General features: G+C 69.8%; 23 protein-coding genes. 20 read left to right on the plus strand and 3 right to left on the minus strand.

Translation table 11 applies throughout. The features are described 5' to 3' along the window. Nucleotides 1-83: 83 nt before the first annotated feature. From AB0O65_RS08830 to AB0O65_RS08840, 3 genes are read left to right on the plus strand one after another with little or no spacing between them, the layout of a single operon-like run. Nucleotides 84-1,211, plus strand: coding sequence for a thiamine pyrophosphate-dependent enzyme (locus tag AB0O65_RS08830; protein WP_363384233.1), 1,128 nt, complete (start codon nt 84-86; stop codon nt 1,209-1,211). Between the two features lie 11 nt (nt 1,212-1,222). Continuing rightward, a complete protein-coding gene (locus AB0O65_RS08835) occupies nt 1,223-2,188 on the plus strand; it encodes an alpha-ketoacid dehydrogenase subunit beta (RefSeq protein ID WP_363384951.1) in 966 nt (321 codons plus the stop codon). A 22-nt stretch (nt 2,189-2,210) separates the two neighbouring features. Then, on the plus strand, nt 2,211-3,545 hold the full coding sequence (locus tag AB0O65_RS08840; protein ID WP_191712446.1) for a dihydrolipoamide acetyltransferase family protein: 1,335 nt from the start codon (nt 2,211-2,213) through the stop codon (nt 3,543-3,545). Between the two features lie 103 nt (nt 3,546-3,648). On the opposite strand, the gene AB0O65_RS08845 is transcribed toward AB0O65_RS08840, so the two are convergent. Next, nucleotides 3,649-4,866, minus strand: coding sequence for an ROK family protein (locus tag AB0O65_RS08845; protein ID WP_363384236.1), 1,218 nt, complete (start codon nt 4,864-4,866; stop codon nt 3,649-3,651). A gap of 99 nt (nt 4,867-4,965) precedes the next feature. On the opposite strand from AB0O65_RS08845, the gene AB0O65_RS08850 reads away from it, so the two are divergent. From AB0O65_RS08850 to AB0O65_RS08905, 12 genes are all read left to right on the plus strand, one after another. Continuing rightward, the gene (locus AB0O65_RS08850) at nt 4,966-6,270 is read left to right on the plus strand and encodes an extracellular solute-binding protein (RefSeq protein WP_363384239.1); all 1,305 of its coding nucleotides are present in this window, start codon (nt 4,966-4,968) and stop codon (nt 6,268-6,270) included. After that, a complete protein-coding gene (locus tag AB0O65_RS08855; protein WP_071644561.1) occupies nt 6,267-7,178 on the plus strand; it encodes a sugar ABC transporter permease in 912 nt (303 codons plus the stop codon). Before AB0O65_RS08850 ends, AB0O65_RS08855 begins: the two co-directional genes overlap by 4 nt. Nucleotides 7,179-7,258: 80 nt before the next feature. After that, the gene (locus AB0O65_RS08860; RefSeq protein WP_313480683.1) at nt 7,259-8,080 is read left to right on the plus strand and encodes a carbohydrate ABC transporter permease; all 822 of its coding nucleotides are present in this window, start codon (nt 7,259-7,261) and stop codon (nt 8,078-8,080) included. Nucleotides 8,081-8,179: 99 nt separating this feature from the next. Further along, the gene (locus AB0O65_RS08865; protein WP_363384242.1) at nt 8,180-9,853 is read left to right on the plus strand and encodes a glycoside hydrolase family 13 protein; all 1,674 of its coding nucleotides are present in this window, start codon (nt 8,180-8,182) and stop codon (nt 9,851-9,853) included. 153 nt (nt 9,854-10,006) lie between these two features. Next, entirely contained in the window at nt 10,007-10,954 is a 948-nt protein-coding gene (locus AB0O65_RS08870) for a zinc ABC transporter substrate-binding protein (protein ID WP_363384245.1), read from the plus strand. Further along, complete coding sequence (locus AB0O65_RS08875; RefSeq protein WP_071640595.1) at nt 10,951-11,790, plus strand: metal ABC transporter ATP-binding protein; 840 nt, start codon at nt 10,951-10,953, stop codon at nt 11,788-11,790. Before AB0O65_RS08870 ends, AB0O65_RS08875 begins: the two co-directional genes overlap by 4 nt. Continuing rightward, complete coding sequence (locus AB0O65_RS08880) at nt 11,787-12,635, plus strand: metal ABC transporter permease (RefSeq protein WP_363384248.1); 849 nt, start codon at nt 11,787-11,789, stop codon at nt 12,633-12,635. Before AB0O65_RS08875 ends, AB0O65_RS08880 begins: the two co-directional genes overlap by 4 nt. A gap of 50 nt (nt 12,636-12,685) precedes the next feature. Beyond that, nucleotides 12,686-13,102, plus strand: a complete 417-nt coding sequence (locus AB0O65_RS08885) for a transcriptional repressor (RefSeq protein ID WP_071640591.1) — start codon at nt 12,686-12,688, stop codon at nt 13,100-13,102. Between the two features lie 89 nt (nt 13,103-13,191). After that, nucleotides 13,192-14,133, plus strand: a complete 942-nt coding sequence (locus AB0O65_RS08890; RefSeq protein WP_256220985.1) for a permease — start codon at nt 13,192-13,194, stop codon at nt 14,131-14,133. Continuing rightward, nucleotides 14,126-14,908 (plus strand): TIGR03943 family protein, encoded by a 783-nt coding sequence (locus AB0O65_RS08895; RefSeq protein ID WP_363384251.1) that lies wholly within the window; start codon nt 14,126-14,128, stop codon nt 14,906-14,908. Before AB0O65_RS08890 ends, AB0O65_RS08895 begins: the two co-directional genes overlap by 8 nt. Next, nucleotides 14,898-16,634 carry a hypothetical protein gene (locus tag AB0O65_RS08900; RefSeq protein ID WP_363384254.1) on the plus strand — a complete coding sequence of 579 codons (1,737 nt, stop codon included), beginning with the start codon at nt 14,898-14,900 and terminating at the stop codon, nt 16,632-16,634. Before AB0O65_RS08895 ends, AB0O65_RS08900 begins: the two co-directional genes overlap by 11 nt. Further along, on the plus strand, nt 16,631-17,302 hold the full coding sequence (locus tag AB0O65_RS08905; protein WP_363384257.1) for a DNA-3-methyladenine glycosylase: 672 nt from the start codon (nt 16,631-16,633) through the stop codon (nt 17,300-17,302). The genes AB0O65_RS08900 and AB0O65_RS08905 overlap by 4 nt, the downstream gene beginning before the upstream one ends. A 105-nt stretch (nt 17,303-17,407) precedes the next feature. On the opposite strand, the gene AB0O65_RS08910 is transcribed toward AB0O65_RS08905, so the two are convergent. After that, nucleotides 17,408-18,409: a LacI family DNA-binding transcriptional regulator gene (locus tag AB0O65_RS08910; RefSeq protein WP_071645081.1), complete on the minus strand. Its 1,002-nt coding sequence runs from the start codon at nt 18,407-18,409 to the stop codon at nt 17,408-17,410. After that, entirely contained in the window at nt 18,399-19,607 is a 1,209-nt protein-coding gene (locus tag AB0O65_RS08915; RefSeq protein ID WP_363384260.1) for a Gfo/Idh/MocA family oxidoreductase, read from the minus strand. The genes AB0O65_RS08910 and AB0O65_RS08915 overlap by 11 nt, the downstream gene beginning before the upstream one ends. Here AB0O65_RS08915 and AB0O65_RS08920 point away from each other — a divergent pair. The 5 genes from AB0O65_RS08920 (at nt 19,606) to AB0O65_RS08940 (ending at nt 21,219) form a co-directional block, all read left to right on the plus strand. Beyond that, nucleotides 19,606-19,722: a hypothetical protein gene (locus AB0O65_RS08920; protein WP_363384955.1), complete on the plus strand. Its 117-nt coding sequence runs from the start codon at nt 19,606-19,608 to the stop codon at nt 19,720-19,722. The genes AB0O65_RS08915 and AB0O65_RS08920 overlap by 2 nt on opposite strands. A gap of 224 nt (nt 19,723-19,946) precedes the next feature. After that, on the plus strand, nt 19,947-20,183 hold the full coding sequence (gene rpmB / locus AB0O65_RS08925) for a 50S ribosomal protein L28 (protein WP_071645079.1): 237 nt from the start codon (nt 19,947-19,949) through the stop codon (nt 20,181-20,183). Then, nucleotides 20,183-20,353: a 50S ribosomal protein L33 gene (rpmG, locus tag AB0O65_RS08930; protein WP_045250846.1), complete on the plus strand. Its 171-nt coding sequence runs from the start codon at nt 20,183-20,185 to the stop codon at nt 20,351-20,353. The genes rpmB and rpmG overlap by 1 nt, the downstream gene beginning before the upstream one ends. A gap of 2 nt (nt 20,354-20,355) precedes the next feature. Next, nucleotides 20,356-20,661, plus strand: coding sequence for a 30S ribosomal protein S14 (gene rpsN / locus AB0O65_RS08935; RefSeq protein WP_071645078.1), 306 nt, complete (start codon nt 20,356-20,358; stop codon nt 20,659-20,661). 270 nt (nt 20,662-20,931) lie between these two features. Beyond that, nucleotides 20,932-21,219 (plus strand): HU family DNA-binding protein, encoded by a 288-nt coding sequence (locus AB0O65_RS08940; RefSeq protein WP_071645077.1) that lies wholly within the window; start codon nt 20,932-20,934, stop codon nt 21,217-21,219. The last annotated feature ends 16 nt before the right edge of the window (nt 21,220-21,235 follow it).

Here is a 21,235-nt window from a genome sequence, read left to right on the forward strand (position 1 = left end):
CACGAGAAGTCCAGATGCCGGGCACTTACGAGGAACCCCTAGGTATGCGTGACCTGGCATGCCGACGTGGGTAGCGTGGTCGGGTGACCCCGATCGAAGCACCCCTCGTTCGCGTCCTCGCCGACGACGGCAGCTACGCACCCTCGGCTGACGCCGAGCGCTACCTGCCCCTCATCGACGCGCTGACCGACGCCGAGCTCGAGCAGTTCTACCGAGACATGGTCGTCATCCGCGCGATCGACACCCAGGCGACCAACCTGCAGCGTCAGGGCCAGCTCGCGCTGTGGCCGCCGAGTCGCGGTCAGGAGGCCGCGCAGGTCGGGTCCGCGCGGGCGGCCCGCACGCAGGACACCCTGTTCCCCTCGTACCGCGAGCACGCGGTCACCCGCATCCGCGGCGTCGATCCGGTCGACATCCTCAAGGTGATGCGCGGCACCTCGCACGGCGGCTGGAACCCCCTCGATGCGAAGAACGGCAACACCCGGATCTACACGCTGGTGCTCGGGTCGCAGACGCTGCACGCCGCCGGCTACGCGATGGGGCTCACCTTCGACGGGCGCACCGGCACGGGTGACGTCGACCGTGACGAGGCCGTCGTCGCCTACTACGGCGATGGCGCATCCAGCCAGGGCGACGTGCACGAGGCCATGGTCTTCGCCGCCAGCTACGACGCTCCCGTGCTGTTCTTCCTGCAGAACAACCACTGGGCGATCTCGGTTCCCGTGCAGACGCAGTCGAAGGTGCCGCTGGTCGGCCGTGGCGCGGGGTACGGCATCCCGTCGGTGCGCGTCGACGGCAACGACGTGCTCGCCAGCTACGCCGTCTCGCGCGCGCTGCTCGACGAGACCCGCAGCGGCCTCGGCCCGCGCGCGATCGAGGCGGTCACCTACCGCATGGGCGCGCACACGACGAGCGACGACCCCACCAAGTACCGCGGCTCCGATGAGGAGCAGCGCTGGGCGCAGCGCGACCCGATCGCGCGGATGCGCGCGTTCCTCGAGGGGCGGGGCGCGCCGGCATCCCTGTTCGACGAGACGGATGCCGAGGCGGCGGACGCCGCCGAAGACCTCCGCCGCCGCGCCGTCACCCTCGCCTCGCCGGAGCGGTCGCTGATCTTCGATCACGTCTACAGCGACCCGCACCCGCTGATGGCCGAGCAGAAGGCCTGGCTGGACGACTACGAGGCCTCGTTCGAGGGGAGTGCATCGTGACCATCGAGTCGATGCCCATGTCGAGGGCGCTGAACGCCGGCCTTCGCAAGGCGATGGAGGACGACCCGCGCGTGCTGCTGATGGGCGAGGACATCGGCCGCCTGGGCGGCGTCTTCCGGATCACCGAGCACCTGCAGCGTGACTTCGGCGACCGCCGCGTGCTCGACACCCCGCTGGCCGAATCCGGCATCGTGGGCACCGCGATCGGCCTCGCGATGGCCGGCTTCCGCCCGGTGGTCGAGATCCAGTTCGACGGATTCGTGTTCCCCGCCTTCGACCAGATCACCTCGCAGCTCGCGAAGCTCACCAACCGGCACGAGGGTGCTCTGTCGATGCCCGTCGTGATCCGCATCCCCTACGGCGGGCACATCGGAGCCGTCGAGCACCACCAGGAGAGCCCCGAGGCGTACTTCGCGCACACACCGGGTCTGCGGGTGGTCGCGCCGTCGACGTCGAACGACGCCTACTGGATGATCCAGGAGGCGATCCGGTCGAACGATCCGGTGATCTTCCTCGAGCCGAAGAGCCGCTACTGGCAGAAGGGCGAGGTCGAGCTCGAGGCATCCGCCCTGCCCCTGCACGCATCCCGCGTGGTGCGCCGCGGCACCGACGTGACTCTCGTCGGCCACGGTGCCATGGTGACCACCCTGCTGCAGGCGGCCGCACTCGCCGAGGCCGAGGGCACGAGCTGCGAGGTCGTCGACGTGCGCTCGCTCTCCCCGGTCGACTACGGTCCGATCCTCGACTCGGTGCGCTCCACCGGCCGCATGATCTATGCGCAGGAGGCGCCGGGTCACACGAGCGTCGGCAGCGAGATCGCCGCGACCGTGATGGAGCGCGCGTTCTACGCGCTCGAGGCGCCGGTGCTGCGGGTGTCGGGCTTCGACGCGCCGTTCCCGCCCGCCAAGCTCGAGAGCACCTACCTGCCGGATGCCGACCGCATCCTCGAAGCGGTCGACCGCTCCCTCGCCTACTGATCCCCGACGGAGGACATCTCTCATGACCACCGAAACCTTCACTCTTCCCGACGTCGGCGAGGGTCTCACCGAGGCCGAGCTCGTGGCATGGAAGGTCGCCCCCGGCGACGCCGTCGCGGTCAACGACGTCATCTGCGAGATCGAGACCGCGAAGTCGCTGGTCGAGCTGCCCTCTCCGCACGCCGGCGTCGTCGGCGAGCTGCTGGTCGCCGAGGGCGTCACGGTGGAGGTCGGATCGCCGATCATCACCTTCGTGTCGGAGGCCGAGGCTGCGGATGCCGGTATCGCGGCGAACCCGAAGGATCCCGCCGCACCGCCGGCGACCGACGAGGGCGGCGGCTCGGTGCTCGTCGGCTACGGCACCGGGGGAGGGGCGACCTCGCGGCGCCGCACCCCGCGACAGGCGCAGGGGCCCAGTGGGCGTGGCCCGGTGCGCTCGTCGGTGGGAGTGATCGCGAAGCCGCCGATCCGCAAGCTCGCGCGCGATCTGAACGTCGACCTCACCGAGGTCACGCCGTCCGGTGCCGACGGCGAGGTCACGCGCGACGACGTCGTGAAGCACGCCGAGCAGGCGAGCGTGTTCCGCAACATCGAGACTCCCGCGTGGGGCGCTGTGCGCGAGGAGAAGCTGCCCGTCACGCCGCGGGTCGACGACGGGCGCTCCGAGTCCATCCCCGTCAAGGGCGTGCGCAAGGCGACCTCGTCGGCGATGGTGCAGAGCGCGTACTCCGCCCCGCATGTGACGGTGTGGAAGGAGATCGACGCGACGCGCACGATGGAGCTGGTGAAGCGGCTGAAGGCCTCGCCCGACTACGCCGACATCCGCGTGTCGCCGCTGCTGGTCATGGCCCGCGCCGTGATCTGGGCCGCCCGTCGCACCCCGATGGTCAACGCGGCCTGGGTCGACACCGACGCAGGTGCCGAGATCGCCGTGCGCCACTACGTCAACCTCGGCATCGCCGCCGCGACCCCGCGCGGTCTGCTGGTGCCGAACATCAAGGACGCGCAGGACCTCAGCATGAAGGAGCTCGCCCGCGCGCTGAACCGTCTGACGCTCACCGCCCGCGAGGGCAAGACGAGCCCCGCCGACCAGCAGGGCGGCACGATCACGATCACGAACATCGGCGTCTTCGGCATGGACGCGGGCACGCCGATCATCAACCCCGGCGAGGCCGGCATCGTCGCCATGGGCACGATCGCCCAGAAGCCGTGGGTGGTCGACGGCGAGGTGCGCCCGCGCTGGGTCACGACGGTGTCGGGCTCGTTCGATCACCGCGTGATCGACGGCGACGGCATGAGCCGCTTCATCGCCGACGTCGCGTCGATCCTCGAGGAGCCCGCCCTCCTCGTCGACTGATACCCGCCTCTCGCTCCGGTATGAGTTTGTGCCGCTTCTTGCACCGGGAAGCGGCACGAACTCATACCGGAGCGAGTAGCGGTTGGGGTGGGGGAGGAGGGGGTCAGGCGCGCGCGAGGCGGCGCTCGGCGAGCAGGGGCACGGCGCGCTCGCGCGCTGCGCGTCGCGCGGTCGCCACGGCGCCGAGCGAGACGACCTCCGCGCCCAGCGACGACGCGAGCAGCTCGGGTGCTGGAAGGTGCAGCTGATCGGGCAGCACGGCGCGCGCCGCGGCGACCACGGGCTCGATGCTCTCGGCGATCGCCCCGCACACGATCACGCGCGCGGGGTCGTACATGCTGCCGAGCACGCCCACGATGCGCGCGAGCTTCTCTCCGACCCGCGAGCAGACGAGCACCGCGTCCGGATCGCCGGCGGCGGCTGCCGCGAGCACCGTGCGCGGATCGATGCGGGCGGCGTCCGAGAGCCCGCCGACCGGCCCCCGGCCGTCGATCTCGCCGAGGGTCACGGCGGCGCGCACCTCGTCCTGCACCGCGTAGCTCAGGCCGAAGGCCGAGCCCACGCCGATGATGTGATCGAACACGATGCCCTCGCCGACGCCGCCGTGCGCGCCGTGCAGCAGGTGACCGTCGACGACGACCCCGCCGCCGAAGCGCTCACCGGCCAGCAGCGCCACGTAGTCGCGGCATCCGACCGCCTCGCCCAGCGAGCCCTCCGCGACGGCGGCGACGAGCGCGTCGTTCTTGACCTCGATGACAGGCGCCCGGTCGGCGAGCGCTGCCGCGAGGCCAGGGTTGGTGCGCTCCCAGAATCCCTGCGGATGCGGCGGAGAGGCGCCATCGCGGTCGACCGGAGCGGCGACGCCCACGCAGATCGCCAGCAGCGACTCGGGGGTCTGGCCGGCTTCGGCCAGAGATCGATCGAGGTGCTGCAGGATCGTGGCTCGTCGTTGCGCCGGGGTCTGCTGGGGGTCGAGTTCGACACGACGATGCGCGAGCGTGGTGTCGAGCAGATCGGCGATCGTGACCGCGAGATGCGTGTCGCCCGCGTCGATGCCCGCCACCACACCGAGGTCGGGGGAGAGCGTGAAGCGCCGGGCCGGGCGGCCGGCGCGATACGCTCCAGCCGCTCTGGCATTCGGCAGCTCCGTCAGGATCTTCGCGCCGACCAGGGTGGCGAGCGCTTCGATCGCGGTGGATCGGGTGATGGAGATGGATGCCATGGCATCCGTCGCCGTGAATTCTCCCGCGGTCCAGGCGTAGTCCAGCACCGCTCCGACGCTGGCTCTGCCGGTGCCGAGATCTGCGGAGATATCGCTCACAGGTCTTGACCTCTTCCCTCCCCTCTGAGAGAGTACCGGCAAGCGATTAGATCTAGTGATTAGATTTACTCTCTGGATCTTCAGATCGAAAGGACGACGGTGTCTGTGAAATCTCCTCGCGCGGTGCGCGCGGCGGCGAGCGCTGCGGTGCTCGCGCTGCTCGGCTCCGCGCTCGTCGGCTGCTCGTCAGACGGCCGCGAGACCATCCGCTTCACGTTCAGCAAACGCGAGGCGATCGAGTTCATGACGAAGGTCGTCGCCGACTACAACGACTCGCAGGACGACGTGCGCGTCGAGATCGACACCTCGGGTGTCGACGTCGTCTCGGCGAGCTTCGTCCGGGGAAACCCGCCCGACATCATGCTCGCCAACTACAACTACGAGGTCGCTCGGTTCGTGCAGCGCTGCGCGCTCAGCGATCTCGGCGGCACCGACGCGGCGAAGAACGTGCGCGACGACCTGCAGCCGCTCATGGCGCAGTACGGGTCGTGCGAGGGGCGCACGAGCGCCCTGCCGTACTCGGTGATGGCCGCATCGGTCATCTACAACAAGCAGATCTTCGAGGAGCAGGGGCTCGAGGTGCCGCGCACCTGGGACGAGCTGCTGCAGCTCGCCGACCAGCTGACAGAGGCGGGCATCACCCCGTTCTACGGCACGTTCAAAGACGACTGGACCGTCGGTCAGGGGTGGTACGACTACTCGGTGGGCGGTTCGCTCGACGTGCTCGACTTCTTCGACGCGCTGGCGAAGGAGGGCACCGAGGTCGGCCCCGATTCGGAGGTGTCGTTTCAGAAGGACTTCGCCGAGCCGATGGATCGGATGCTGACCCTCGCGACCGAGTACACGAACGATGACGCACCCAGCCGCGGCTACGGCGACGGCAACCTCGCCTTCTCACGGGGCGAGGCGGCCATGTACCTGCAGGGCCCGTGGGCGTTCAGCGAGATCGCCAAGACCGCGCCCGACCTCGAACTCGGCACCTTCCCGCTGCCGATGACCGACGACCCCGACGACCTCGCCGTGCGGGTGAACATGGACCTCGCGGCGATGATCCCGGAGGAGTCGCGGCACCAGGAAGCCGCCAGGGACTTCCTGGAGTACCTCTACCTGCCCGAGCACATCGAGGCGTACAACGCGTCGCAGCTCGGGTTCACCCCGCTCGAGGGTGCGCCTGCGCCGGACGATCCGCGCATCGAGGGGATGATCGAGTACTACGACGACGGCCGCATCTACCAGGGCCCGTCGGTGCTGGTGCCCAAGACGATCCCCGTCTTCAACTACGCGCAGGCCATGGTGCTCGGGGCCGACCCCGCCGACATCCTGCGCACGATGGACGCCGACTGGGCGCGCATCGCCTTCCGCGCCCCGGCGCCCACCAGCCAGACGAAGGAGTCGGCAGAATGAGCACCACCTCCACGGTCATCACGCAGGGCGACCGCACCCGCCGGCGCAGCAGTCGCCGCGTCGAGCCGATCTACTATCTCTTCCTCGTCCCCACCCTCGTGCTGTTCACCCTGGCGATCACCGTCCCCGGCGTGATCGGCATCTTCTTCAGCTTCACCGACTCGATCGGGCTCGGCGACTGGAGCTTCAACGGGCTGACGAACTACATCGCGATGTTCAGCGATCCGGCCATCCTGCAGAGCTACCTGTTCACCTTCGGGTTCTCGATCGCCACGGTGATCGTCGTGAACATCGTCGCGTTCCTGCTTGCGGTGGGGCTCACCTCGCGCATCCGGTTCAAGACCGGCCTGCGCACCGTCTTCGTCATCCCGATGGTGATCTCGGGCATCATCATCGCCTACGTCTTCAACTTCCTGTTCTCCAACTCGATCCCGGCGGTCGGAGCGGCGACGGGAATCGGGTGGCTGCAGACGAGCCTGCTGGCCAACCCCGACCTCGCGTGGGTCGCGATCGTCATCGTCACGGCGTGGCAGGCCATCCCGGGCACGATGCTCATCTACATCGCCGGGCTGCTGTCGGTGCCCGGTGACGTGTACGAGGCGGCGTCGATCGACGGCGCAACCAAGACCCAGCAGCTGATGCGCATCACGGTGCCGCTGGTGGCCGGGTACGTGGTGATCAACGTCATCCTCGGGTTCAAGGGCTTCCTGAACGCCTACGACATCATCGTCGGTCTCACCAACGGCGGACCCGGCACCTCCACCCGCAGCGTCGCGATGACGATCATCGCGGGCTTCAACGGCGGCGATTACGCCTACCAGATGGCGAACGCGACGATCTTCTTCATCGTCGCCGTCCTCATCTCCCTGCTCCAGCTCTCGCTGACGCGCGGAAGGAATGCGCTCTGATGACCACCCAGCCTGCTCTCACCAGGGCATCCACCACCGCCATCGTCCTCGGACCCGAGGGCCGCCGACAGCGTCAGAAGATGGAGCGCATCAACTGGTCGGGCACCATCATCCTGCTCCTGTGCGCGGTCACCGTGCTGCTGCCGCTCTACGTCACGATCTCGATGGCGTTCAAGACCACCGGTCAGGCCGTCGACGGCAACGCGTTCTCGCTGCCCGCGCCGTTCAGCGTCGACGGATTCGTGCAGGCGTGGAACCTCACGAAGTTCCCTGTCGGCGCGGCGATCTCGATGGCCGTCACCGCCGGAACCGTGATCGCGACGATCGTGCTCGCCGCCTTCGCCTCGTACGCCATCGTGCGCAACTGGGATCGCCGGTTCTTCCGGTACTCGTTCTTCTACCTGCTCGCGGCGATGTTCATCCCGTTCCCGGTGGTCGCCCTGCCGCAGATCCAGCTGACCGGCCGGGTCGGGCTCGACAACCCGATGGGCGTGATCATCCTCGCCACGATGTTCCAGCTCAGCTTCAGCGTGCTGCTGTTCACCGCGTTCCTGCGATCGATCCCGATCGAGCTCGAGGAGAGCGCGCGCATCGACGGCGCGACCACCTGGCAGACCTTCTGGAGACTGATCTTCCCCCTGCTCGCTCCGATGAGCGCCACGGTCGGCATCTTCGCCTTCCTGTACGCGTGGAACGACTTCATGATGCCGTCGCTGATCATCTCCGACCCGAACCTGCAGACCCTTCCGGTGCGACAGAACCTGTTCCAGAACCAGTTCAGCAACAACTACAACGTCGCCTTCGCCTCGTACCTGATGGCGATGGCGCCCGCGATCGTCGCCTACCTGTTCACCCAGCGATGGGTGATGGAAGGCGTCACCCAGGGCGCCGTCAAGGGCTGACGCCTCGGCGCCACCCGCAACCCTCCAGGCCGACCCGACGACCCTCCAGGCCCATCCATCCACCAGCCCGACCAGACCCCCCGCTAGACAAGGAGCTCCATGACCGACCCGTCCCTCGCCGAGCAGAACGCCACCGACCCCACCACCTGGTGGCGCCAGGCCGCCGTCTATCAGATCTACCCGCGCAGCTTCGCTGACGCGAACGGCGACGGCATCGGCGACATCGCCGGCATCCTCTCCCGCGTCGACTACCTGGCCGAGCTGGGGATCGACGCCGTCTGGCTCAGCCCCTTCTACCCGTCCGCGCTCGCCGACGGCGGCTACGACGTGGCCGACTACCGCGACGTCGACCCCCGCATCGGCACGCTCGAGGAGTTCGACCGGATGGTGCAGGCGCTGCACGAGCGCGGCATCCACGTCATCGTCGACATCGTCCCGAACCACTCGTCGAACCTGCACGAATGGTTCCAGGAGGCGCTGGCCGCGGGACGGGGCTCTGCTGCCAGGGAGCGGTACATCTTCCGCGAAGGCACCGGTCCGGACGGCAGCGAGCCGCCCACCGACTGGGTGTCGGTGTTCGGGGGCGGGGCGTGGGAGCGCGTGGAGGACGGCCAGTGGTACTTCCACCACTTCGCCGTCGAGCAGCCCGACCTGAACTGGTCGCACCCCGAGGTGCGCGCCGACTTCGTGAAGACCCTGCGGTTCTGGTCGGACCGCGGCGTCGACGGCTTCCGCATCGACGTCGCCCACATGCTCACGAAGGATCTGACCGAGCCGCTGCCCAGCCGTGCCGAGCTGGAGGCCATCGACAGCACCACCGGACAGCATCCGATCACCGACCGCGACGACGTGCACGAGGTCTACGCCGAATGGCGCCGCGTGTTCAACGAGTACGATCCGCCGCGCACCGCCGTCGCGGAGGCGTGGGTGCAGACGCCCGAGCGACGGGCCCGCTACGCCTCGGCGGAAGGGCTCGGACAGGCGTTCAACTTCGACCTGCTGGAGGCCGACTTCGACGCGGAGCAGTTCCGCAGCCTCATCACCGTCAACCTCGCGCAGAGCGAGCTGACCGGCTCGTCGACGACGTGGGTGCTCTCGAACCATGACGTGACCCGGCACGCGACCCGCTACGGGCTCGCACCGCTGAACGGACGGCGCGTCAAGCAGGGCACGGAGTGGGTGGCCGCCGGCGGCCCCGAGGATCAACTCGACCGCGAACAGGGACGTCGGCGCGCCGAGGCGGCCACGATGCTGCTGCTCGGGCTCCCCGGCAGCACCTACCTCTACCAGGGCGAGGAGCTGGGCCTGCACGAGGTGGCCGACATCGCGTCAGCGCAGCGCCAGGACCCCGCCTTCTTCCGCGGCGCGGAGTTCGACGGCCTCGGCCGCGACGGATGCCGCGTTCCCCTGCCCTGGACCGCCGAGGGCTCGTCGTTCGGCTTCGGCTCCGACGGCGCGCACCTGCCGCAGCCGTCGTGGTTCGCCGAGTATGCGGTGGATGTCGAGGCCGCGGATCCGGCATCCACCCTCTCGCTCTACCGCGAGGCCCTGACCCTGCGCCGTCGACTGCAGACGGAGGAGCGGCTCGAGTGGCACGACACGGGACGCGCGGACGTGCTGCGCTTCTCGCGCCCGAACGGCTGGCAGGTGGTGACGAACTTCGGCACCGAGCCGTTCGACCTCGGCGCCGACGCGGATGCCCTGGTGCTCACCAGTCAGCCGCTTCGCGCCCGCGCCCTGCCCGGAGAGGCGACCGCCTGGCTCAAGGCCTGATCCCTCTGCCACGGGCGTGAGTGGTCGGAAACGTACGCGAATCGTCGTGTTCGCGTACGTTTCTGACCTCGCCGACCCGCTCTTCGCTGACCATCGAGCCGGGGATCGACGTCGAGTTGAGAATGGTTCTCATTAGCATTTAGACTGGCGATCATGAAGTCGCGTCTGTTCCCCCTCGCCCTGGCCGCCGCATCCGCTCTCGTCCTGACCGGATGCACGGCCACCGCCGGCGATGCGGATGCGGACGGTGGCGCGCTGCAGATCGTCGCCTCGACCAACGTCTACGGTCAGCTCGCGGCGGAGATCGGCGGAGATCGGGTCGAGGTGACCAGTCTGATCGACTCCGCGGCGAAGGATCCGCACGGATACGAGGCGACCGCCCGCGATCGTCTCGCGGTGCAGAAGGCCGACCTCGGCATCGAGAACGGCGGCGGATACGACGCGTTCATGGACGAGCTGATCGCCGGCTCGGATGCCGTCGTCATCACGGCCGCGGAGTTCTCGCACGACTACCCGGATGCCGTCGTCGCCGACGACGAGCATGCCGACGAGCACGAGGGCCACGCGCACATCGACGGATTCAACGAGCACGTCTGGTTCGACGTGCACACCGTCTCGCACGTCGCCGAGCAGATCGCCGCCGACCTCGCCGAGATCGACCCGGCGGGCAAGGCGCAGTACGCCGCGGCGGCCGAGCAGCTGGCCGGTGAACTCGAAGGGATCGAGGGCGAGCTCGACGCCCTGCACACGACGCTCGAGGGCACGCCGGTGTTCATCACCGAACCGCTGCCCGGGGCGCTGGCCGCGGCGGCCGGCCTCGACGACGTCGCCCCGGAGGGCTTCGCCTCGGCGGTGGAGGAGGGCAACGAGGTCGCCCCCGCGATCCTGCTCGAGTCGCTGTCGCTCGTCGAAGACGGTGCCGTGCGCGCCGTGCTCGCCAACGCGCAGACCGGAGGGGCGGAGACGAGCCGCATCGAAGCCGCCGCCGAGGACGCCGGCATCCCGGTGATCACGTTCCACGAGCTGCTGGACGCCGACCAGTCGTACGCTGAGTGGATGCGCTCCGCGATCTCCGACCTCGCCGCCGCACTCGACGGATGAGCGGCGCCCCAGCCAGCGTGCTCGAGATCCGCGGTGCCGCGCTGCACCGCTCCGGCCGCGAGCTGTGGTCGGGACTCGACCTCGACGTCGCGCCGGGGGAGTTCCTCGCCGTGCTCGGACCGTCCGGGTCGGGCAAGACGACGCTGCTGCGCAGCATCCTGGGCCTGCAGCCGCTCTCGGCCGGCACCGTCCGGGTCGGCGGGCAGCCCGCCCGACGCGGTGACCGCCGGATCGGCTACGTGCCCCAGCAGCGCCCGCTGCCGCCCGACACGAGCATGCGCGCGCGAGACCTCGTCGCCCTCGGCGTGAACGGCACCCGCTTCGGGCTGCCGATCCCGCACCGCGGCGATCGCGCCCGCGTCGACGCGCTGCTCGAGGGGGTCGGCGCCGCGCACTACGCCGAGCGTCCGGTCGGACTGCTCTCGGGTGGTGAGCAGCAGCGCCTGCGCGTCGGTCAGGCTCTCGCCGACGACCCCATGCTGCTGCTCTGCGACGAACCCCTCTCCGGCCTCGATCTCGCCAATCAGCGCGGCATCACCGGAATCATCGACCGTCAGCGCCGGCAGGGCGCCGGCGTGCTGTTCGTCACCCACGACGTCAATCCGATCCTCGGGCTCGTCGACCGCATCCTGTACATCGCCGGCGGACGCTTCGTGCTCGGCACCCCCGACGAGGTGCTGCAGAGCCGCGTGCTCACCGACCTGTACGGCACGGCCGTGTTCGTGCTGCGCGCCGGAGACCGGCTGGTGGTCGTCGGAGCGCCGGATGCCGAGGGCACGCACGCGCACGAGCACGACGACGACGGCGCCGCCGCACACCGGGGAGCCCACGCATGAGGCCGATGCTCGACTGGGGCGATGTGTTCTCGTTCCAGGACTACGGCGAGCTGCTGGCGCTGCTGTCGAACTCACTCATCGCGGGCGCCGTGCTCGGCGTCGTCGGCGGGCTGATCGGCGTCTTCGTCATGCAGCGCGACCTCGCCTTCGCCGTGCACGGTGTGAGCGAGCTGTCGTTTGCCGGGGCCGCGGCCGCGCTGCTGTTCGGCGGCAGCGTGGTCGTCGGTTCGCTCAGCGGCGCACTGGTCGCCGCGATCCTCATCGGCGTGCTGGGCGCGAAGGCGCGGGACCGCAACTCGATCGTGGGCGTGCTGATGCCGTTCGGGCTGGGCCTCGGCATCCTGTTCCTCTCCCTGGTCGACGGGCGCACGGCCAACCGATTCGGGCTGCTGACCGGCCAGATCGTGTCGGTGTCGAGCCCGGATCTCGGCTGGCTGATCGGCATCTCCGCGGTCGTTCTGGTCGGACTGCTGCTGATGTGGCATCCGCTGCGCTTCGACTCGCTCGACGCCGAATCCGCGGCAGCGCGCGGTGTGCCGGTGCGCGCGGTGAGTCTCACCTTCATGGTGCTGCTGGGGCTGATCGTCGCGGTCAGCGTGCACATCATCGGCGCGCTGCTGGTGATGGCGCTGCTGGTGACCCCGGCGGCGGCGGCGATGCGCCTGTCGAGCGGCCCGGTCGCGGTGCCGCTGCTGGCATCGCTCTTCGGGTTCACGGCCGCGGTCGGAGGCATCCTGCTGGCGCTCGCCGGAACCCTCCCGGTGAGCCCGTACATCACCACCATCTCGTTCCTGATCTATGCGGGCTGCTGGATCACGCAGCGGGTGCGGCCGGTCGGTCGCTGACCGTGATCAGCGCTGACCGCCCGCACAGGCGCCCGGCCTAGACTCGAGGCATGGCTCAGCGGAACACCTGGCAGCGCGAACGCGTGCGCGATGCGCTCGCCGACGCGCGCGGCTTCGTGAGCGCGCAGTCGCTGCACGCCGAGCTGCGTCAGGCGAACACCGGCATCGGACTCGCCACCGTGTACCGGGCCCTCGCCGGGCTCGCCGCCTCGGGCGAGGCGGACTCGCTGCAGAGCCCCGAGGGTGAGGCGCTGTACCGCGCCTGCTCGACGGAGGGGCACCACCACCACCTCATCTGCCGGTCGTGCGGGCTGACCGTCGAGATCGAGGCGAAGGATGTCGAGCAGTGGGCTCAGCGCACGGCATCCCTGCACGGCTTCCGCGACGCCGAGCACGTCGTCGACATCTTCGGCCTCTGCGCCACCTGCGCCAACCGGCAGGATGCCGCGTCCGGGGCCGCGCAGTGACATCCACGGCATCGCCGCCCGTGCCGCACGCGCACCGGCACCCGCCTCGCCGGGTGCCGACCGGGCAGGCGATCGCAGCGGGTGCCGGCATCGTCGCGGTGCTCGTGCTCATCGACCTGTTCGCGCCCACGCTCTTCGCCGACGCCCTGCCCGCCCGTGCTCAGGATGGCCTGACCCTCGCCCTCAGTGTGCTGATCGAGGCGCTGCCGTGGGTGATCCTGGGCGTCGTGCTGTCGATCGTCGTGCAGGTGTGGCTGCCCTCGGATGCCGTGCAGCGCTGGCTGCCGCGCAATGCGTGGGCGCGACGCGGCGTGCTGTCGCTGCTGGGCATGTTCATCCCCGTCTGCGAGTGCGGAAACGTGCCGTTCGCTCGCGGGCTGATGATGCGCGGACTCGCCCCGGCCGAGGCGATGACCTTCCTCATCGCGGCGCCCATCGTGAACCCCATCGTGATCCTCACCACCCACGCGGCGTTCGGCTGGGACGGCGGCATCCTCGTCGCGCGTCTGGTCGGCGGCTTCGTCATCGCGAACCTCATCGGGTGGCTCTTCAGCCTCCGCCGCGATCAGCAGGCCCTGCTCACCGAGCGGTTCGTCGACACCTGTGCGCACGTCGCGCACGAGCCCGGCAGCCCCGCCCGCCGCAGCCTCGTGCAGTTCCTCATCGAGCTGCGCGCCGTGATGCCCGCCCTCGTGATCGGTTCGGCGCTCGCCGGAGCCGTGCAGGTGCTCGTCCCGCGTGACGTGCTGCTGGCGATCGGCTCGAATCCCGTGCTGTCGATCCTCGCCATGGTCGCGCTCGCGATGACCGTCGCGATCTGCTCGAACGTCGACGCCTTCTTCGCCCTGTCGTTCGCCTCGACCTTCTCGTCGGGTGCGATCATCGCCTTCCTCATCGTCGGGCCGCTGGTCGACGTGAAGATGCTCGCGCTGCTGCGCACCACCTTCACCGCCCGGGTGCTGGCCGCCGTCGTCGGGATCGTCGTGCTGTCGGCCTGCGTGATCGGGATCGGGGTGAACGTCCTTGGCTGAGACCGAGAACGCGCGATGCGAGCTCTGGCGCGCTGTCGTCACCCGCTGGCTGGGTGTCGGCCTCGCCGTCGTCATCTCGGTGGTCACGCTGGTGCTCGCCGTGACGGGGCGCCTCACCCTGTACATCAGCCCCGAGACGGTGTGGTTCGCGGCCGCCGCGGCCGCGGTCACGCTCATCCTGGCCGTCTGGTCGTGCACCCTCCCGCTCGGCGCGGAGGGTGAGCACGACCACGACCACGCGGCCCCGGATGCCGGGACCCGGCGTCGACGGCGGATGCAGACGATCGCCGTGGTGAGCGGGGGAGTGATCGCCTCCGCTGTCGTGCTCGCGGGCCTGGTGCTGCCGCCCGCATCGCTCTCGGCCCAGCTCGCGCTGTCGCGCGCCGGCGAGACGCCGACGCTGTTCGCCGGCGCCGACGATGTCGCACTCGGCGTCGCCGACACCACCAGCTTCGGGGTCGGTGACTGGTCGATCGCGTTCGCCAACTCCACCCGCCCCGAGAAGTACGACGGTGCGGCGGTCACGCTCACCGGATTCGTCACCCCCGCCGAAGACGGCGACGTCAACCTCACCCGCATGGTGATCTCGCACTGCGTGATCGACGCGCAGCCGGCATCCGTGCCCGTGAGTGGCGGAGGGCTCGACGGCGACTACGAGACCGGGCAGTGGGTCGAGGTGACCGGCACCGTCCGTGCCGGCGACGACGGCACGCTGAGCATCGAGTCGGCGACGGTGAAGCGGATCGACGAGCCGAAGGATCCGTATGAGTACTGACGATCCGGATGCCGGTGGCACCGGCGAGCAGCCGCTCACCCGCGCGCAGCTGCGCGCGCTGCGTGCCGCGGACAACCGTGACGAACCGGCGGCCCCGCCCGAGGCATCCCCCCACCCCCGTCCCACCCGCGACGAACCGGCCCCCACCCCCCGTCCCGCCCGCGACGAGCCGGCCCCCACCCCCCGTCCCGCGCGTGACGAAACGGGGGCCGACACTCCAGATGTCGGACCGATCACGGGGATTCGTCCGACATCTGGCGTGTCGGCCCCCGGATCGGCGCCGCCCGCGGAGGGCCCCGTCGCCCCTGACCGGCCGGCCGCGGATGGATCGCCGCCTCCGGAGACGCCCGCAGCCCCGCGCGACCGGCGCTTCACGCTCGCGCTGCTCTCTGTCCTCGGCATCCTGACGGTGGTCGCCGGGGTGCTCGCCGTCGTCAGCCTCGTGCAGGGGCCGCGTCTGAGCCAGGTGCAGGTCGATCCGGCACAGGCGATCGAGGCATCCGGCAGCAGGCTCATCCTCACCGCCAACCAGAGTCTCGATGCGATCGACCCCGACCAGGTCACGGTCGAGCCCGCCGTGCCGTTCACGGTCGACGCGGGCGGGCGCAGCGTCGGCATCCGGTTCACCGTCCCGCTGCACGACGACACGACCTACCGGGTCGCCGTGGCCGGCGTCACCGCCGCGGGCGGAGGCACTGAAGCTGACCTCGAGACGAGCTTCCGCACGCCCGCGTCGAGCATCATGCTGCTGCAGCGCTCGGCCGACGGCGCCGACAAGATCTTCCTCTCCGACCTGAGCGGCGAGAAGGCGGCCCCCGTCTTCGAGCATCCCCGCATCAGCGACTTCCGTGCCACGACCGACGTCATCGTCGTGGCCGTCGAGGAGGACGACGGCTCGCGTCTGCTCGTGATGAACCGCGACGGGTCCGAGCAGCGCGAGCTGCCGCTGCCGGGCGAGGGGTACGTCTCGTCGGTGCAGGTCTCCGATCGTGGGGGTCTGGTCGGCTACAGCTACTCGGACCGCGAGCTCACCGAGACGACCGGTCGCGCCAGCGTGCTCGTGACCCAGGCGCTCAGCGGCGCGGACGAGCCGCGCATCGTGCAGATCGACGGCGAGGAGGCGAACGTCGCCGAGTGGCGTTTCGTGCCCGACTCGTCAGCGCTGCTGTTCATCGACTTCGACGGCTCCCTGACGGTCGAGGATCCCACCGGCGACGCGGGCGCGCAGCCGATGGGCGTCGCGGCGAGCATCCTCGGGGTCAACCGCGGCACGTACACCGCGCTCATCGAGCGCGCAGACGGCAGCTTCGTCGTGCTCGACCTCACCGACGGCACCGAGCAGCCCCTGCCGGCCTCCGACCCCGACTACGGCGACGCGGTGGGCATCGAGGCGTTCCCCGGCGGCACCCTGCGACACATCGTGCAGCGCGACGAGCTGGGCATGCCGACCGGCCAGGCCGTCGTGCGCGTCGACGAGGAGGGCGCGGCGACCATGGTGGCCGAGGTGAGCGGCGAGGACTCGATCCTGCAGACCTGCGTCTCGCCCAGCGGCCAGTACGCCGCCGTCACCATCGCCCCCGATCTCGCGAACAACGAGTACGACGACCTGCTGCTGCCGCTGCCCGTCACGGTGCACACCCGTCTCATCGACCTGCTCGGCGACCGCGAGCTGCCCACCCTGAGCGGCTTCGACATCTCGTGGTGCCGCACGGCTCCGCTGCCATGACGCTCGACCGTCAGGACCTGCTCGCGCTGCCGATCGACGTGGCACCCCGTCTGCTCGGCGCCGAGCTGCGCACGATCGTCGACGGCGTCTCCACCGCCCTACGCATCACCGAGGTCGAGGCCTATCACGGCCGTGGCACCGGTGACGTGGCCGACCCCGGATCCCACGCGAGGATGGGCCCGACCGCGCGCAACGCCACGATGTGGGGCGAGCCGGGGCACCTGTACGTGTACCTCAGCCACGGCATCCATTCCTGCATCAACGTCGTCTGCGGACCCGAGGGGACGGCCGGGGGAGTGCTGCTGCGCGCCGGCGAGATGGTGGAGGGAGTGGATGCCGCGGCGCACCGTCGCGGCGTCAGGGGCCCGTTCTCGCGCATCGCGCGGCGCGACCTCGCTCGCGGGCCCGGCCGGCTGGGGCAGGCGCTCGGTCTGCGCCATCCGCTGCACGACGGCATCGACATCGTCTCGGGCGAAGAGCACAACGGCGCGGTCGCACGGCTGACCTGGGGCGCGCCCGTGGCCGACGTCTCCGCCGGACCGCGGGTGGGCGTCGCCGGTGTCGCGGGCACCATGGCGTTCCCCTGGCGGTTCTGGATCACCGGCGACCCGACGGTGTCGCCCTTCCGGTGGGGGCGCGGCGCCCGGGAGGCGGCGGAGGGACGCTGAATCCCGGGATGCCCGAGCGCCCGGGGTCAGCCCGGTCGAGTCGCCGCGCCAGCCCGGTCGAGTCGCCGCGCCAGCGCGGTCAGGTGCACGCGGGCGAACGTCGCGTCAGGCGACCGTGCATCCGCACGACTCGCGCACCCGCAGCTCGGTGGCGAACTCGTGGTGGCGGCGGTCGTCGCCGGACGCGAGCAGAATCCGCACGGTGGCGTGCGCCATCTGCTCCAGCGGCTGTACCGCCGTCGTCAGGCGAGGCCACACGAACTCGGCCGCCACGGTGCCGTCGAACGACGCGATGGCGATGTCGTCCGGCACTCGCAGACCGTGCTGGCCGAACGCGGCGAGCATGCCGATCGCGATCTGGTCGGACGCTGCCAGCACCGCCCGAGGCCGGCGGGGCGCCCGCATCAGCTGCATCGCCGCGTCGTAGCCGCCCTGGTGGGTGAACGGCACATGCACGAGCGGCCCGAGGGGCAGCCCGGCCGCGCTCAGGGCATCGCGCCAGCCTCGCTCGCGTTCGTCGTACCTGGCCGCGCTTCCCGCGAATCCGATGTCCCGGTAGCCGTGGGAGATGAGGTGCTCCGTCGCGCCGCGCGCGCCCACCGCGAAGTCGACGCCGACGCTGTGCAGACCGTCCGTCTCGCCGAACTGTCCGATCACCACCGCGGGGATGCCGAGGGCCTCGACCAGCGACTGCTCGCGCGCGGTCAGCACGTCGGCGATGATCAGACCCCCGATCTGGCGTGAGACGAGGTCGCGGATCTGCTCGGAGGTCGCCACCTGCTCGCGGTCGGAGTTCACGATCAGCAGCGAGCGGCCGTTGTCGGCGCTGGCCTGATCGAGGGCGTGGCAGAGCTCGGCGAAGAACGGGCTGCGGTTGTCGTGGACGAGCAGGCCGAACATGTCGGCCGAGCCCATCGACAGCGCCCGTGCGGCCGCGTTCGGGCGGTAGCCGAGCACGCGCACCGCGTCGAGCACCCGTTCCCGGGTGAGCGGGGCGACCGCCTTCGGCCCGTCGTTGAGCACATAGCTGACGACGGCGGTGCTCACGCCGGCATAACGGGCGACGTCGGCCCGGGTCACCGACCGCGGTCGACGGTCAGCGTGCATTCGGTTGTCCCATATCGGGAATCATAAGCCGCTCGCCGCCTCGACGCGCCGACTCGTGCGCCATAACGCCGGGCAGCGTGAACCGAGCCGCCTGCCAGGCGTTCACCGGCGGCAGCGTCTGATCGGTCACGGCGCGCACGAAATCGTCGACGAGGAAGTGGTGGCTGCCCTCGTGACCGTTGGGCAGCTTCTGCAGCTCGGCGGGGATGCGGGTGCGCTCCTGCTCGTGGATCGCCGCGTACCCCGAGACGAACGCGTCACGCAGCGCCGGTGCGATCCCCGACAGGGCGGGGTCGTCGACGGATGCCGAGGGGTCGGTGTCGACGAGGTGCGAGATGTCCTCCACGCCCTGGCGGGTCTGCCACACCGTGGTGCGGGCGAGCTGCTCGAACGAGCCCTCCGTGCCGAACCAGCGGAAGCGCGACTCGCGCAGGTGGGTGGGATAGCCCACCCGGCGGAACTCGTTGATCCGCATCGAGCCCCCGCCCGCGACCTCGAACAGGGCGGTGGCGTTGGAGAAGTCGTTGTCGAACTGGCTGAGCTGACGCTCGAACACCCCGTCGCCGCGCTCGTCGGTCACGCCGATCGCCGACACGGCGACGGCATGGGTGGGCCGGGCGCCGAGCACGCCGCCGATCGAGTGCGTCGGGTACAGCAGCGGCGGGTAGCTGGCGGTGCTCTTCCACTCCGCGCCGCCCGAGTACTGGTACGCCTCGTAGAAGCCGAGGTCCATGTCGTGGATGTAGTCGCCCTCGCCGTAGAACAGGCGGCCGAACTCGCCGGCGGCGAGCTTCTGCCTCGCATAGACCGTGGCGGGGTTGTAGAAGCTCGTCTCGCCCATCATGTAGGTGAGGCCCGTGTCGCGGACGGCGTCGATGATGGCGCCGATCTCGTCGACGGTGATCGCCATGGGCACGGCGGAGTAGACGTGCTTGCCGGCGCGCAGCGCCTTGACGACGAGCGGACCGTGGGTCCAGCGCTGCGTGAAGATCGCGATCGAGTCGATCGCAGGCGACGCGATCATCTCGTCGAAGCTGTCGAACGTCCCGGCGAGGCCGGCGGAGGTCACCAGCTCGGTCGCCCGAGAGCGGACGACGTCCGTTACATGCACGGCCGAGATGCCCGGATGATGATGGAAGAGGGTGGCGAACTGACCTGCGAACTGGCCCGCGCCGACGAGCCCCATGGTGAACGCCATGTGCCGCAGTCTTCCATCCGCCGTCAACAGGTGTCAACAAAGGGAAGGGGCCCCGGAACCGTGCCCCTCAGAACGGTTCCGGAACCCCTCGGTCCCCAGTGATCTACGCGGGTAGAGTAGCACGATTCGAGAATGTTCGCACCACTCTGATACCGGAATCCGGTGCGGCACGGCTGAACGACGACGCCGTGCTAGACTGACTCCTTGTCTGTGCACACTCCTGTGCGCAGTTCGTATCCCACACCTCTCTCCCGGCCTTGTGCTGTGCCTGCGGGTGGGATGCAGACAAGGGATCTTGGGTGGGGCCGTCCGGCCTCACGGTAATGAAGGAGTCACAACATGGCAGCAGTGTGCCAGGTGACCGGTGCTGTTCCCGGCTTCGGTCACAACATCTCGCACTCGCACCGCCGGACGAAGCGCCGCTTCGACCCGAACGTGCAGAAGAAGACCTACTACGTGCCGTCGCTCGGTCGTAAGGTCACCCTGAACGTGTCCGCCAAGGGCATCAAGGTGATCGACGCTCGCGGTATCGAGAAGGTCGTCGCGGACCTCAAGGCGAAGGGTGTGAAGCTCTAATGGCCAAGAAGGCTCAGGACATCCGTCCGATCATCAAGCTGCGCTCGACGGCGGGCACCGGTTACACGTACGTGACCAAGAAGAACCGCCGCAACACCCCGGACCGCCTCGTGCTGAAGAAGTACGACCCGGTCGTTCGCAAGCACGTCGAATTCCGCGAGGAGCGTTAATCATGGCGAAGAAGAGCAAGATCGCTCGCAACGAGCAGCGCAAGGTCATCGTCGAGCGCTACGCCGAGCGTCGCGCCGAGCTGAAGAAGACCCTGGTCGACCCGAACGCCACCGACGAGGCCCGCGAGGCCGCACGCGTCGGCCTGCAGAAGCTTCCGCGCAACGCGTCGCCGAGCCGCGTGCGTTCGCGCGACGCCATCGACGGCCGCCCCCGTGGCGTGCTCACGAAGTTCGGCATCTCGCGTGTCCGCTTCCGTGACATGGCCCACCGTGGCGAGCTGCCCGGCATCACCAAGTCGAGCTGGTAAGCATTCCCCGAGCTCGTCGAAGGGCTGCACAGGGGGCGAGGATCTTCGGATCCTCGCCCCTTTTGCATTCCCTCCCCGATCCGTCAACCGGTCGAATCTGTGACCGAAGTGGCCAAAGTGACGCAACTCGCCGGGAAATCCGGCCAAAACCCGCGAAATGACGCGGAATCACATCCCGCGGTTGGTACATTCAAGGCGGTCGAACGACCGACGGGGGCTCTCCCTCGAAATCAACACGATGCGACGGACCTTCGTCGCTGGAGGAGTGACATGGCTGACAAGTCCATCACCAAGACCGAGCTCGTCGCGAGCATCGCTTCCGCCACCGGCGAGAGCCAGGCCACCGTCTCGCGCGTGCTCGACTCGCTGTTCACCACCGTCTCGGACGCCGTTGCCAAGGGCAGCAAGGTCTCGATCCCGGGCTGGATCGCGTTCGAGCAGGTCGACACCGCCGCCCGCACCGGCCGCAACCCGCAGACCGGCGCCGAGATCAAGATCCCGGCCGGCAAGCGCGTCAAGGTCACCGCTGGCTCGAAGCTGAAGGCAGCCGTCAAGTAAGACCGCTCGCCGTACG

This window comes from Microbacterium sp. NPDC077391, from assembly GCF_040686955.1.
Taxonomy (GTDB): Bacteria; Actinomycetota; Actinomycetes; order Actinomycetales; family Microbacteriaceae; genus Microbacterium; species Microbacterium commune.

What these genes read in the sequence shown, in the direction of transcription:
- AB0O65_RS08835 (WP_363384951.1), top strand. Translation starts at nt 1,223, where the DNA reads ATGCCCATGTCGAGGGCGCTGAACGCCGGCCTTCGCAAGGCGATGGAG.
- AB0O65_RS08840 (WP_191712446.1), top strand. Translation starts at nt 2,211, where the DNA reads ATGACCACCGAAACCTTCACTCTTCCCGACGTCGGCGAGGGTCTCACC.
- AB0O65_RS08855 (WP_071644561.1), top strand. Translation starts at nt 6,267, where the DNA reads ATGAGCACCACCTCCACGGTCATCACGCAGGGCGACCGCACCCGCCGG.
- AB0O65_RS08860 (WP_313480683.1), top strand. Translation starts at nt 7,259, where the DNA reads ATGGAGCGCATCAACTGGTCGGGCACCATCATCCTGCTCCTGTGCGCG.
- AB0O65_RS08865 (WP_363384242.1), top strand. Translation starts at nt 8,180, where the DNA reads ATGACCGACCCGTCCCTCGCCGAGCAGAACGCCACCGACCCCACCACC.
- AB0O65_RS08870 (WP_363384245.1), top strand. Translation starts at nt 10,007, where the DNA reads ATGAAGTCGCGTCTGTTCCCCCTCGCCCTGGCCGCCGCATCCGCTCTC.
- AB0O65_RS08875 (WP_071640595.1), top strand. Translation starts at nt 10,951, where the DNA reads ATGAGCGGCGCCCCAGCCAGCGTGCTCGAGATCCGCGGTGCCGCGCTG.
- AB0O65_RS08880 (WP_363384248.1), top strand. Translation starts at nt 11,787, where the DNA reads ATGAGGCCGATGCTCGACTGGGGCGATGTGTTCTCGTTCCAGGACTAC.
- AB0O65_RS08885 (WP_071640591.1), top strand. Translation starts at nt 12,686, where the DNA reads ATGGCTCAGCGGAACACCTGGCAGCGCGAACGCGTGCGCGATGCGCTC.
- AB0O65_RS08900 (WP_363384254.1), top strand. Translation starts at nt 14,898, where the DNA reads ATGAGTACTGACGATCCGGATGCCGGTGGCACCGGCGAGCAGCCGCTC.
- AB0O65_RS08905 (WP_363384257.1), top strand. Translation starts at nt 16,631, where the DNA reads ATGACGCTCGACCGTCAGGACCTGCTCGCGCTGCCGATCGACGTGGCA.
- AB0O65_RS08910 (WP_071645081.1), bottom strand. Translation starts at nt 18,409, where the DNA reads ATGCACGCTGACCGTCGACCGCGGTCGGTGACCCGGGCCGACGTCGCC.
- AB0O65_RS08920 (WP_363384955.1), top strand. Translation starts at nt 19,606, where the DNA reads ATGTGCCGCAGTCTTCCATCCGCCGTCAACAGGTGTCAACAAAGGGAA.
- AB0O65_RS08915 (WP_363384260.1), bottom strand. Translation starts at nt 19,607, where the DNA reads ATGGCGTTCACCATGGGGCTCGTCGGCGCGGGCCAGTTCGCAGGTCAG.
- rpmB (WP_071645079.1), top strand. Translation starts at nt 19,947, where the DNA reads ATGGCAGCAGTGTGCCAGGTGACCGGTGCTGTTCCCGGCTTCGGTCAC.
- rpmG (WP_045250846.1), top strand. Translation starts at nt 20,183, where the DNA reads ATGGCCAAGAAGGCTCAGGACATCCGTCCGATCATCAAGCTGCGCTCG.
- rpsN (WP_071645078.1), top strand. Translation starts at nt 20,356, where the DNA reads ATGGCGAAGAAGAGCAAGATCGCTCGCAACGAGCAGCGCAAGGTCATC.
- AB0O65_RS08940 (WP_071645077.1), top strand. Translation starts at nt 20,932, where the DNA reads ATGGCTGACAAGTCCATCACCAAGACCGAGCTCGTCGCGAGCATCGCT.